We start from the raw sequence: 13140 nt of genomic DNA, 5'->3' as shown, positions 1-13140 counted from the left end.
ACGTCATTTTTTAAACAGCTACAAAGGTGCTAATTTATTGGGTATAATACATTAATAAATTGATAATTTTTGAATCAAATTTTTAACAGGAATTCAACAGTATCAACATCATCGGCATAATCCCAAAGTTGTGGTTTTTGCGTTTCTCCAAAGGCGACTTCATGCTTTACAAAACCATCAGCAACAATACATTGTATATGATTGATATCTGCTGCTAATTTAAGCTCTAAATCGGTTTTGGAATCATAAAATTCGTAGAATAAGGTGGCGATAGGTGAGGCGTAACTTTGATCTTCTTTCAACATTAAAAAGCCATTTTCTAACATATCAAATTCACTCATCAAATATACAGCTTTATTATAGTCGTAGTTGTTAGCATATTTTGTCTCGTGAATCACGGGATGCCATTTGTAAACCGCATTAAAGAAGGCGTCAAAGTTATAGTCTTTAGGGACAAATAGTTTTGAAACGTTTCTGCAACCCAAACCATAGTATCTAAAAATATCGTCAGACAACGCTTCAAGCTGTGTTTTGGTCTCATCGCCATGGAGTACAGCTACTGAATTTCTATTCTTTCTAATGATGGATGGCTTATTTTTGAAATAGTACTCAAAATAGCGTGCGGTGTTATCACTTCCTGTGGCAATAACAGCATCAAAATCTTCGAGCTTATCTTCAGTGAAGGTGATATTACCTTTAAATTCAGGTTCAACCACTTCCAAATATTTAGCTAAAAATGGGAGAAGATGCTTATCGTTAGACGATTGCTTTACTAAAACCTTATGTCCACTCATCAGTACAGATAAAAAATCGTGAAATCCAACCAACGGAATATTGCCAGCCATAATGATGCCAACGGTCTTTGATTCAACACCTTTAAAGTGATAATTTTTTGCCCATCGCTGTAAGTGTTCATTGGTTAATACTTGGGTCCAAGATTCTAGACTGAATAATACATTGGCTTCGGTAAACCAACCATTATGTTCCTTGGCCAGTTTTATTTGATGCTTAAAACCTTCAAAGAATAAGTCGTTGGCTTCGATATGGTCTTTTTTTTGAATGCCATCATTAGAAAATTGACTAAAAAAAGCGCCTAATTTTGCGAAAGCGTTAATTCTTTGTTGTAAATCCATCATGTATTTGGTAAAAAGCGCTTTAGGCTTTATTTTTGCAAATGCAAAATTACGCAATAAAAAAGAAAAATTACGATGGCTATCATAATTACAGACGAATGTATTAATTGTGGTGCTTGTGAACCAGAATGCCCAAATACTGCTATTTATGAGGGTGCTGACGATTGGCGTTATTCTGATGGTACAAGCCTAAAAGGAAAAGTGGTCTTGCCCAACGGTAAAGAAGTGGATGCTGACGAAACACAAGAGCCCATCAGCGACGAGGTGTATTACATTGCTCCCGATAAGTGTACAGAATGTATGGGCTTCCATGAAGAACCACAGTGTGCAGCGGTTTGTCCAGTGGATTGCTGTGTGCCCGATGAAAATGTTGTAGAAACAGAAGAGGAATTGTTAGGGAAACAACGTTTTATGCATCCAGATGATTAAATTAATAATTATTAATGAATAATAGTCCCGAGCTTCTGGCTTGGGATTTTTTTTGCTCGAAAATTACGTAGTTCTACGTATTGGTTTTTCTGTCATTAAGGTCTACCTTCGTTTGGGTATTTTTAATTTTCAATTAAACAGATATAAATATGAAAATTTCTCAGATATAACAGTTAATTACTAAAGACTCAGTTTTATTTCTGAGATTATTTAATTTGTTTTCAAAAGTAATATTAATACATTTAGAATATGTTTGTTTAAATATCCTGTTTTCCAGCTTATTAATTGATTTAACCGATCCAACTATTTAAAAATGGCTAAGAACATTACTGTAATAATTTCTCTTTTTATATTTTCAAATTTGAGTGCCCAAGTTTTAATTCCGAAGGAAAGTCCTCCTTCAGAATTAAATCAGGTTGTTGGTTTGACTAATATTACGATTCGTTACTCAAGACCACAATTAAAAGGAAGGACTATGTTTGGAGACTACATTCCATATGGAAAAGTCTGGGCAATAGGGGCAGATGAAATCACTCAAATTGTAATAGATAATCCCTTAATAATTAAAGATAAAAGGTTAGAAATAGGAACATATAGTGTATTTGCCATACCAAACAAAGACTCTTGGGAAATTATATTCTGTAATGACCCTACAAATTTTGGGGCTTCGGATATCTCCGATAACTCTAATAACTATGAGGACTTAGGCAACTCTTTAGTTAGTGAATATGATGAAAGTCAAATAGCCCTACGTGTTGGGGTAGAATCCATCTTTTATCCCATTAAGACAGATACTTTCACTATTAGAATAGACGACGTTTCATCACATGGCGCAAAAATTGCTATTGTTTGGGAAAACACCTATGTAAGTATCCCATTTAAGGTAGAGACCGATATCCAAGTAAAGGCCAGTATTGAAGAGACTTTGAACAGTCCTAGTGGAGAAGATTATTATGCTGCTGCTAGTTACTATTTATCGATTGGAAAGGATATTGAAAAAGCAAGGTTATGGATTGATAAAGCTGTTGAGTTGTCAGAGGAACCTTCTTTTTGGTACCTGAGGCAAAAAGCTTTGATTTATGCGAAGCTAGGTGATTTTGATACGGCTTTGTTTACTTTAGCTATAGCGAAAAAGTTTGAAAATGCAGAGTATGACGCTATAAGTAATGAGAGTTTAAAGGAATGGGGATGGAAGTCTACAGAAATATATTGCTGTTCTAATCATGAAAAAAAGCATTGTGGTGAGTTGGAAAAGTTGGAAGAACTATCATCGAAAAAAGGGTGCAAAGGATTTAATTGAATAAGTATGATATTAAGAGTAATTGCCTATTTACTTTGGCTTAGTATAGGTTTATATTTTGGTGTTGGAGGTTATTTAACACTTGATTTAGAAGAAAGAAAGATTAATGCCAAATCACTCCCTAGAGCAGAAGCGGTTTATGATGGAATTGAATTTAAAAATATAGAATTGGCTCAAGTCTATATTGATGAGAAAAAGGCTAAACCATTTTTTAGTTTTATAATGGATAATTTACCAAAAAACTTAATATACCTTATTACGGCCATGTCATTTGGAGTATTAGGAGTTATTACTAGAATTACAAAAGAGACCGTAATCGATAAATTTGAATTCAAAAAAACGGAAATGTTTTTTTACCCAATCTTAGGAATAATGACAGGTATATTAATTTTGGCAATTTCAAAAATCATTCCAAACCTCTTAGTTAATAGTAAAAACAATGTAGAACCTTTAACCTTAGCATTTTTTAGTTTGATAGCTGGTTTCGGGTCACAAAGGTTTTATACATGGTTAACTGAATCTAGTTCTAAAATCTTTGGTAGATCTGAGTAGCTTTTAGGTTAATTTTATTCAATAATTTAGATTTATTTTCTCATTGTATACTTTAGTTACAAGTTTTTTTTGCTGGGTTTGTTTTTAGCAAGTGTAACTAACCTCAATAAACATGGTAAGTCTAACTACCTCACCGCCACCATACTAATCTCCACATTAACAAACTTAGGCAAGTTGGCCACTTCAACGGTTTCTCTAGCTGGTGCCGTAGCTTCACTAAAGTATTCGCCATAAACGGCATTGATCTTCGAAAAGTTATGCATATCACTGATGAAGATCGAGGTCTTTACCACATGATCAAACGTCATATCGGCAGCTTCCAAAACGGCTTTCATGTTTTCCATGACTTGTTTGGTTTCAGCTTCAATAGAATCCATAACCAGCTCCATGGTTTTAGGGTCTAAGGCAATCTGGCCTGAGGTATATAGCGTGTTGCCTGTTAAAACCGCTTGGTTGTAAGGTCCTATCGGAGCAGGCGCATTTGGTGTATTAATAATTTGTTTCATGATTATGAGTAAGTATTTGTGTTTAAAATATTAACTCAAAAGTCGTCAATTCGAGTGATTTTTCAGAATGGAATACTAAAAATTTAGCCTACCTTGAGCAAAGTTGAAGGGTCGAGAATAGAATTTAATGATCAAACCTAGTTCTCGATACTAAATTCTTAACGAATTTAACTCGAACTGACAAGTTGTTTTAAGTTAGTTACCCAATTGTCGGTCAGGCTGACGACGTTGATCGTATTTTAAGTCTTTCAACAGGTTAGATTTAATACCAATGAAGAAGTTCCAAGATTGTTGATTGCCAAAGGGTATCCACGAAAAATTCATCCGCCAACTTAATAAATCGCGTTCAAAGCGTAATTGCGTAAATGTAAAACCTTGGTTAAGAAAATCATAACCAGATGATACACCAACGGACCAACGTGGCGATATTTCCACATCTCCAGAAAACATCAAAGAGTTCGAAGTGATTTCATTTTGCCGTTGGGTATTGGTATAGTTGGCCGCATAAGATAATCGTAGACTCCACGGCATTTTATAGTTATACAAATCGTTATCTTCTGGTTCTTCTTCACCGCTCTTGTCACCATCCGATAGCCTTTGGTCAGCAAAGTCCTGAGAAACACCAAAAAGGTCATCGGTTCTGGCATTAGCTGTGGCTGCGCGCCGTTCGGCTTCTTTATCCGTGTCTTCATCCGTCTCCTTGCCAGAAAAACTATCGTTGTTTAAGGTATAGCTGATGTTTAGATTAGCTGAGGTTAGACGGAATAAACTTCCACCATTGTCAACATTAAATGTATTTATAACTCTGTTGTTATTATCTAAGGCATAAGGATTTAAGGTCATGCCAAAGTTAATGTTCATTTTTTTATTTAAGATTTGTGTATTACCAGTAACCCTTAGCGGACTCCAATTTAATGAATCTGCTGCGAGGTCATAAGAGGTGGCTAAATTTAGGTTGTTGAGCAAAAATATCTTTTTGGGTTCGGTATCGGTAGAATCCTTAGAACGTACTTTAGCTTCAAAATTATTACCAACTGAAATCCCAATATTGCTAGAAAAACGATTGCCAGGTGCGCCAAACAATGAATTTTCAAAACGCGTGTACTCAACTTGGTCACTTGTGGTACCATCGGCATCGATAACATCATAAGTTTCGTAATATTGATCAAATGCAGGACTAATACTATAGCTAATTGCGGGTCGCATGACGTGCCTTATGGCCTGTATTTTGGGATCCTTGCCTTCCTTTTCAAAATTATACATGCCATATAATGTTGTTCCGATGCTTGCTCCAAAATTATAGGTTAAAAAACGGTCAAAACCGTTGACATCGATTGCTTCTGAAGTCTCTCCTTCAAAAATATCTTCACGTCTAGTAGTCTTTAAAGTCCAGGTTTCTTCAAAATTGGCACTGGTACTCACACTAAAATGATTAAAAACCTTAAAGTTTGTGGTTACAGGAATTGAATGTCGCATTCCCGCTAGAGCATCATCAAACATTTCGCTTTTTCCAAACAAAGAATCCGTAGTATTAATGCGATATTCCCCTCGAGTATTTACTTGAAAGTTAACGTTTTGAATAGCTCCTTTCTTTGCGCCAGCCTTAGGGGCAAATGGGAATACCCTAGTCATGGAGGCTTGCATGGTTGGCAAGGTGAGGTTAATGGCTTCTGTATTTGTATTTTGATTATGTGTTGCGGTTAAACTTAAATTAACCTGTGGTTCTCCTTGAAATGTTTTAGAATATGATACGGATGATGCTAAGGTATTTGTAAGGACATTGGCTAAGTTGGCCTGATTAATAGATTGTTGAAAGAATTGACTACTACCTAAGTTAACCGAGGCCGAAAATCTTGAACTTGGGTTGGCTTTTGAATCTTGTGTGTGAGACCACCTAATATTGTAAATTGTACTTTGTCTAAAATCCGGAAACCCGCGTTCGCTATTTAAAAGGTTTTCGTATCTAAATCCAAAATTACCTCTAAACTTATAACGTACAGCGTAGTTGCTCTCTAATCGAAGTGCGTAACTGCCGTTAGTATAATAATCGCCTAATACTGCCAAGTCCACATAATCGCTAATCGCGAAGTAATAACCTCCATTTTGTAAAAAATAGCCTCTATCATTACCAGTGTCTTCTCCAAACGAAGGGAAAATGATACCAGACGTTTGTTTTTTAGACATAGGAAAATAAGCAAAAGGAATAGCAATTGGTGTTGGTACGTCATAAATGTACATCTGACTCATACCGGTAACAATCTTCTTGTTGGGAACAATTTTGGCCCTATTCATTAAGATGTAATACTCAGGGTCTTCCAAATTCTCTGAAGTAGTAAATTTTCCTCTAGATATAAAATAGACCGAGTCGTTTTCCCTTTTTGTTCGTTCAGCCAGTACTGTGCCACCACTCTGTTCGGTTACAGAATTAAAAATTAAGGCTTTTCTAGAATCTGTATTAAAAATAATAGAATCAGGTTCAATAACATTAGCACCTTGGGTGAAAACTGGTTTTTGGGAGTAGCCCGTAGAGTCTTTTAAACGACCAGCATATACCAAATTTTTACTATAGTCTATAACAATAACACCAGCGGTAATTTCCATATCCTCATAGACTACTTCGGCCTTATTGTAGAGTCGTATCTGTTGCTTTTTTTGATTGATCGCCACATAATCCCTGGCTTTGTAGGTTACAATATCTTTTAAAAAACTTTCATCTTTTACAGAATCTTGTTCTGTAGAATCAACTTGTTTGATATTGATTGGTTGACTTAATAATGAGTCAACCTCTACTATTTTAGTCTCTTTAGCTATAGCTGTAGAATCTGTTTCTTCTTTTGGAGGAATACTGGTATTCGCTTTTGGTAATTCTTGGGCAAAGCTAAAAGTGTTGATAAACACTGTAAAACTCAAAGCAAAAAGTATGTGTAGACTATTTGTACGCAATCCTTTTAGATGTATTTTTGTAAAAGTATGGCTCGGTTTTTGAAACGCCAAAAGTACAGATATTTTTTTGTGATTATCTTATTTATAGTCTAAAGTTTAAAAATACTGTATTACTAGTAATGACGTGAAATAATACGAGTTCAGAAACCGTTAGATTACATATGCAAACGAAGCGAAATTATATAATAGTATCAATAGTTCTTACTTTTATCACTTCTTTAACATGCCTTTCAAGCTTACAGGCACAGGACGATAAATTTGTAGTGGTTTTAGATGCTGGCCATGGTGGTAAAGATCCAGGAGCCATAAGCAATGGATATAAGGAAAAAAAAATTGCCTTGGATGTGGTTTTAGAGTTGGGGAAGACCCTTGAAACGCTAGATGACGTAAAAGTGATTTATACGCGTAAAAAGGATAGGTTTATTGAGCTTTGGAAAAGAGCCGATATAGCGAATAAAGCAGATGCAGACTTATTTATATCCATCCATTGTAATTCTGTCACTAATTCTAAACCCTATGGTACCGAAACTTGGGTGCTGGGAGAAAATAATGCTGGTAGAAATTTTGAATTTGCAAAACGCGAAAACGAGGTTATTTTCTTAGAGGATAATTATGAGGAAAACTATGCAGGTTTCGATCCGACCTCACCTGAATCTGAAATTGCCTTAACCATTGAGCAAGAAGTGTATGTGGAGCAAAGTGTAATACTTGCACGTAAAATAGAAGACAATTTTATAGGTAAGGCCAAACGAAAAAGTCGAGGCTTAAAACAGCATAGTCTTTTAGTAATAAGAAATACCTATATGCCTAGTGTTCTTGTAGAACTCGGTTTTATTAGCAACAAAAGAGAAGGTGCATTTTTAAATTCCAAATCAGGTCAGCATAAAATGGCCAATGCACTTAAAGATGCCATTCTTTCTTATAAAAAGGAAATCGATCAAAATGTCGGTGGCAATATTCTAGTATCGGAGGAAACAAACGATAATGTGCTGCAGGAAAATATCCCCTTAATTTATGAAGACATCACCTTTAAAGTGCAAATTGCCGCGAGTTCTAGGAATCTAGAACCCAAATCCTATAACTTTATGGGCCTATCTGAGTTGAGTAAAGAAAAAGTCGGTCAGCTTTATAAATACTTTTATGGTAGTACTTCAGATTATAATAAAGCGAAACAACTTCAAGAAGAAGCTAGAATAAAAGGGTATACAACAAGCTTTATAGTTGCTTATAAAGACGGAAAGCAAGTCGATATATCCGAAGCTCTGAAAACTACCACTAATTAGAAACATTATTAATATATTTATTCCTAATTTTGTTTAGAATCAAAGCTTAGCCCATTGAAAATCTCAAGAGAAGTTAAAACAGCAGTATTGGTATTATCTGGTATTGCACTTTTTATATACTTGTTTTCCTATTTAAAAGGAGAAGATATTTTTTCAGACACTAATACCTATTACACTGAGTTTGACTACAATGCTTTAAGTACATCATCTTCCGTGACAGTAAAAGGCAATAAGGTCGGAAAAATAGAAGACATTAAATACGATTTTGAGACAGGAAAAACACGTGTGTTCTTTTCAGTTAATCCGAAGCTTAAATTTTCTAAAAATAGTATTATTCGCCTTTATGAAACGGGTTTGATGGGTGGTAATGCTCTTGCTATTGTAAATACAAATGACGGAGAACTAGCTAAACCAGGTGATTTTATAAAATCTGAGGTGCAACCTGGGCTTATTACTACGCTCAAAAATAATTTTTCGGGAATAAGCTCTGATTTAGACAGTGCTATTCGCTCTGCGGATACTTTAATGACAAGTATAAATGCAATGGTTGTTGACGAGTCGGACCAAGGTTTAAAAAGTACCATTGCCGAATTAAATGCAACACTAAAGTCATTTAAAGATCTATCGTATTCAATTCAATCCGTTATAAAGGAGAATGATGACAAGGTGACATCGGTTCTGGATAATTTTGAAAAAACAAGTAAAGATCTAAGTGAGTTGTCATCCAACCTAAAAGAGGTTAATATTTCTAAGACGGTTGACAATTTAAATAAGACATTGACTGGTATTCAAGGTATAATGGCTAGCATTGATAATAATGAAGGCACCATAGGTAAACTTTTAAATGACGATAGCTTGTATAATAATCTTGAAGCAGCTTCAAAGGAAATGGAAGAATTACTTCTAGATATTAAACTCCATCCTGCAAGGTACAGACGTATTTTATCCAAGAAAGAAATCCCATACCAACCACCAACCGAAGACCAAAAGAATTAATCGATTATATGGAGTTTATACCAAATATACTTTTTGCTATCATCCTCATTTTAGGAATAGGATATTTCACAAGAAATGTTAGAAAACTTATCCGTAACATTAAATTAGGGAAAGCTGTAGATACCAGCGATAATAAAAAAGAACGCTGGAAAAATATGATGCGTATAGCTCTAGGACAAAGTAAAATGGTAACACGTCCTATCGCTGGTATGCTTCATGTTGTCGTCTATATCGGTTTTATCATTATCAATATTGAAGTTCTAGAGATTATCATTGATGGCCTTTTCGGTACACATCGTATCGGATTAAAAGTACTTCCAGAGTCAGTTTATGGCTTTTTAATTGGTTCTTTCGAAATACTGGCAGTTTTGGTGATTGTAGCTGTTATTGCGTTCTGGTTACGTCGTAATGTAATTAAGCTAAAACGTTTCTTAAGTGCCGAGATGAAAGGTTGGCCAAAGAACGACGGTAATATCATTCTATATTTCGAAGTGGTTTTAATGTGCTTGTTTTTAGTTATGAATGCCACGGACACACCATTTCAAGATATGGGACATGGCAATGTTATTTCGCAATTTATAGCACCTTGGTTTGAAGGTATATCAGAAACTGCGCTTCACACCATTGAACGTACAGCATGGTGGCTACATATCATAGGAATTTTGGTGTTTTTAAACTATCTGTATTTTTCAAAGCATTTGCACATCATTTTGGCATTTCCAAATACGTATTATGGAAGTGTTGAGCCAAAAGGAAAGTTTAATAATCTTGAAGCCGTTACTAATGAGGTGAAATTAATGATGGATCCCAATGCCGACCCATTTGCTGCTGCACCAGAAGGCGCTGAAGATGAAGTACCCGAGAAGTTTGGTGCAAGTGATGTGATGGATTTAAACCAAATCCAACTACTCAATGCCTACACCTGTACAGAATGTGGTCGTTGTACATCGGCATGTCCAGCAAACCTAACAGGTAAAAAGCTATCGCCACGTAAGATTATGATGGATACGCGCGACCGTTTAGAGGAAGTCGGAAAGAACATAGATGCCAATAAAGGTGAGTTTAAAGATGATGGTAAACAGCTTTTGGGCGATTATATAACTCACGAAGAATTATGGGCATGTACCACTTGCAATGCCTGTGTTGAGGAGTGTCCTGTAAGTATCAATCCGTTGTCTATCATTGTAGATATGCGTCGTTACTTGGTGATGGAGCAAAGTGCAGCACCAATGGAACTCAATAATATGATGACCAATATAGAAAACAATGGAGCACCATGGCCATATAACCAAATGGACCGTTTAAACTGGGTTAAAGAAGAATAAGAGCTATGAACGAAGAACTTAAAGTGCCAACTATGGCAGAGTATATGGCAGAAGGTAAACAACCCGAAATATTATTTTGGGTAGGTTCTGCTGGAAGTTATGACGATAGGGCAAAAAAAATTACTAAAGCTTTTGTAAAAATACTGAATAAAGCTAATGTCGATTTTGCTGTTTTGGGCACTGAAGAGAGTAATACAGGTGATTTGGCAAAACGCGCGGGAAATGAGTTCTTGTTTCAAATGCAGGCTATGATGAATATTGAAGTGCTCAATGCTTATGAGATAAAACGCATCGTAACCTGTGATCCGCATTCGTTTAATTGTATTAAAAATGAATATCCAAGTCTTGGAGGTAATTATGATGTGGTACATCATACGCAGTACATCAAAGAATTGATCAGCTCTGGGCGTTTAACCCTTGAAGGTAAAACCTATAAAGGAAAACGCATTACATTCCACGACCCATGTTATTTAGGCCGTGCCAACAATGAATATAACGCACCTAGAGACGTTCTTAAAGAAACAAATGCCAACCTTGTAGAAATGAAGCGTCATAAAAGTACAGCGCTCTGTTGTGGAGCAGGAGGTGCACAAATGTTTAAAGAACCAGAAAAGGGCAATATGGATATAAATATTCTTAGAACTCAAGATGCCCTAGAAACCAAACCAGATATAATTGCCACAGGATGTCCATACTGCAATACCATGATGAGTGATGGTGTTAAGTTCAATGAGAAAGAAGATAGTATTAAGGTACTTGATGTTGCAGAATTAATAGCCAATTCTTAATGATTCATTTTTATGTTAGTAGATTTTAATACACTACCTGAGGAATCTCGAGTTTGGATATACCAAGCTAATCGCTCATTTTCAGATGAAGAAGTAACTGAAATAAACTCAAAGATCGAAACATTTATAGAGGCTTGGACAGCTCACGGTAAAGGTTTGCAAGCAGGCTATAATATTGTATATAAACGCTTTATAATAATAGCCTTAAATCAAAACTTAAACAGGGCAACAGGATGTTCTATAGACGCTTCCGTACATTTCATTCAAGACTTGGAGAATGCCTATAACGTGGATTTGATGGATAAAATGAACGTGTCCTTTAAACAAGGGGAATTTATAGCATACAAGCCCTTGGTCGATTTCAAAAAAATGGCAAAGAACAAGTCTGTTTCAAAAAACACTATCGTTTTTAATAATCTAGTCAGCAATATAGCAGAGTTTAGAGAGAATTGGGAAGTGCCAGCCAGTGAGAGTTGGCATAGCCGATTTATCAAATAGGGATTCTTATATTAAAGAATTTGCATCAATTCCCCATAATTATTGTGGCATTCGCATCTAGAATTATTTTTATTTCTCAAATAGAATAATCATTTTTACCACCTGAATACTGTGTTTTAATAAGTACTTCTAAAACTAGGATGGCTACAGATATATTTTTATTAAACATTTCAGGTCAAGACAAACCAGGATTAACCTCTGGTCTTACCAGTGTATTGGCCGAATACGACGCTAAGATTTTGGATATAGGTCAAGCTAATATCCATGATACCTTATCTCTTGGGATGATGTTTGAAATCAAATCAGGGAAAAAATCTGCAGCAGTATTAAAAGATTTGTTGTTTAAAGCCTATGAACTTGGTATTACTGCAAAATTTACACCAATTTCATTAGACGATTATGAGCATTGGGTAAGTATGCAAGGTAAAGACAGATATATCATTACAATATTAGGAGAAAAACTAGCTGCCGAGCAGATTTCTGAAGTGACTAAGGTGATTTCCGAAAAAGGACTTAACATCGATTCTATAAAACGATTAACAGGTAGAACCTCTTTAGTTAAAACAGAAGAGTATCCGAGAGCTTCAATTCAATTATCGATAAGAGGAAAACTGACCAATAAATCTGAATTTACCACAAGGTTTATGGATATTTCTAAGGAATTGGATGTAGATATCGCTTTTCAAGAGGACACCATGTTTAGAAGAAACCGTAGATTAGTCTGTTTTGATATGGATTCTACATTAATACAGACTGAAGTTATAGACGAGCTTGCAGAACGTGCTGGAGTCGGTGAGGAGGTTAAAGCCATTACAGAATCTGCAATGCAAGGAGAGATAGATTTCAACGAAAGCTTTAAAAAACGTATGAAGCTTCTAAAAGGCTTGAGCGAAAGTGTTTTGAAGGATGTTGCAGAAAACCTTCCAATTACTAAAGGTGCTAAGCGCTTAATCGATACATTACATTATTACGGCTATAAAACAGCAATTTTATCTGGAGGTTTCACCTATTTTGGCCATTATCTGCAAGAAAAATTGGATATCGATTTTGTCTATGCAAATCAACTGGAAATAGTAGATGGCGCACTAACAGGTGGTTATGTTGGTGATATTGTTGATGGCAACAAAAAGGCGGAATATCTTAAACGGCTTGCCAGTAATATGGGCATAGATATTGGCCAGACGATAGCCGTTGGTGATGGCGCCAATGATTTGCAAATGCTCAATTTAGCCGGGTTGGGAATTGCTTTCCATGCCAAACCAAAAGTTAAGGATAATGCGCAAAACTCTATATCTAGCATCGGTTTGGATGGCGTACTGTACCTGTTAGGTTATCATGATCGTCATATTGACTTAATGAAGTAGAATAAAGACTGTTAATTACACGG

The 13140-nt window shown here is 35.6% G+C and carries 12 protein-coding genes; 9 read left to right on the top strand and 3 right to left on the bottom strand.

What is annotated here, in order from left to right:
• Positions 1 to 74: 74 nt before the first annotated feature.
• Positions 75 to 1133, bottom strand: a complete 1059-nt coding sequence (locus tag Q0972_RS15060) for an acyl-CoA reductase (RefSeq protein ID WP_299367293.1) — start codon at positions 1131 to 1133, stop codon at positions 75 to 77.
• A 75-nt stretch (positions 1134 to 1208) separates the two neighbouring features.
• Between Q0972_RS15060 and Q0972_RS15055 the strand changes: the two genes are divergently transcribed.
• The 3 genes from Q0972_RS15055 to Q0972_RS15045 all read left to right on the top strand — a co-directional run bounded on the left by Q0972_RS15055 (position 1209) and on the right by Q0972_RS15045 (position 3414).
• Entirely contained in the window at positions 1209 to 1562 is a 354-nt protein-coding gene (locus tag Q0972_RS15055; RefSeq protein WP_299367138.1) for a 4Fe-4S dicluster domain-containing protein, read from the top strand.
• Between the two features lie 313 nt (positions 1563 to 1875).
• Positions 1876 to 2862, top strand: a complete 987-nt coding sequence (locus tag Q0972_RS15050) for a DUF2911 domain-containing protein (protein ID WP_299367135.1) — start codon at positions 1876 to 1878, stop codon at positions 2860 to 2862.
• A 6-nt stretch (positions 2863 to 2868) separates the two neighbouring features.
• Positions 2869 to 3414 carry a hypothetical protein gene (locus tag Q0972_RS15045; RefSeq protein WP_299367133.1) on the top strand — a complete coding sequence of 182 codons (546 nt, stop codon included), beginning with the start codon at positions 2869 to 2871 and terminating at the stop codon, positions 3412 to 3414.
• Between the two features lie 125 nt (positions 3415 to 3539).
• Here Q0972_RS15045 and Q0972_RS15040 read toward each other — a convergent pair whose 3' ends face one another.
• Both Q0972_RS15040 and Q0972_RS15035 read right to left on the bottom strand, forming a co-directional pair.
• A complete protein-coding gene (locus Q0972_RS15040; protein ID WP_299367130.1) occupies positions 3540 to 3920 on the bottom strand; it encodes a RidA family protein in 381 nt (126 codons plus the stop codon).
• Positions 3921 to 4115: 195 nt separating this feature from the next.
• Positions 4116 to 6914: a putative LPS assembly protein LptD gene (locus Q0972_RS15035; RefSeq protein WP_299367127.1), complete on the bottom strand. Its 2799-nt coding sequence runs from the start codon at positions 6912 to 6914 to the stop codon at positions 4116 to 4118.
• A gap of 110 nt (positions 6915 to 7024) precedes the next feature.
• On the opposite strand from Q0972_RS15035, the gene Q0972_RS15030 reads away from it, so the two are divergent.
• The 6 genes from Q0972_RS15030 to serB all read left to right on the top strand — a co-directional run bounded on the left by Q0972_RS15030 (position 7025) and on the right by serB (position 13117).
• Positions 7025 to 8146, top strand: coding sequence for an N-acetylmuramoyl-L-alanine amidase (locus Q0972_RS15030; RefSeq protein WP_299367124.1), 1122 nt, complete (start codon positions 7025 to 7027; stop codon positions 8144 to 8146).
• 54 nt (positions 8147 to 8200) lie between these two features.
• On the top strand, positions 8201 to 9142 hold the full coding sequence (locus Q0972_RS15025) for an MlaD family protein (RefSeq protein WP_299367122.1): 942 nt from the start codon (positions 8201 to 8203) through the stop codon (positions 9140 to 9142).
• Positions 9143 to 9150: 8 nt separating this feature from the next.
• Positions 9151 to 10467 (top strand): (Fe-S)-binding protein, encoded by a 1317-nt coding sequence (locus Q0972_RS15020; protein WP_299367119.1) that lies wholly within the window; start codon positions 9151 to 9153, stop codon positions 10465 to 10467.
• A gap of 5 nt (positions 10468 to 10472) precedes the next feature.
• Positions 10473 to 11255: a (Fe-S)-binding protein gene (locus tag Q0972_RS15015; RefSeq protein WP_299367116.1), complete on the top strand. Its 783-nt coding sequence runs from the start codon at positions 10473 to 10475 to the stop codon at positions 11253 to 11255.
• A gap of 12 nt (positions 11256 to 11267) precedes the next feature.
• Entirely contained in the window at positions 11268 to 11753 is a 486-nt protein-coding gene (locus tag Q0972_RS15010) for an ABC transporter ATPase (protein ID WP_299367113.1), read from the top strand.
• 140 nt (positions 11754 to 11893) lie between these two features.
• Positions 11894 to 13117: a phosphoserine phosphatase SerB gene (serB, locus tag Q0972_RS15005; RefSeq protein ID WP_299367110.1), complete on the top strand. Its 1224-nt coding sequence runs from the start codon at positions 11894 to 11896 to the stop codon at positions 13115 to 13117.
• Positions 13118 to 13140: the final 23 nt, after the last annotated feature.

It is taken from the genome of Winogradskyella sp., from assembly GCF_028282165.1.
Classification (GTDB): domain Bacteria; phylum Bacteroidota; class Bacteroidia; order Flavobacteriales; family Flavobacteriaceae; genus Winogradskyella.
This window is presented reverse-complemented; position numbering and strand designations above follow the sequence as displayed.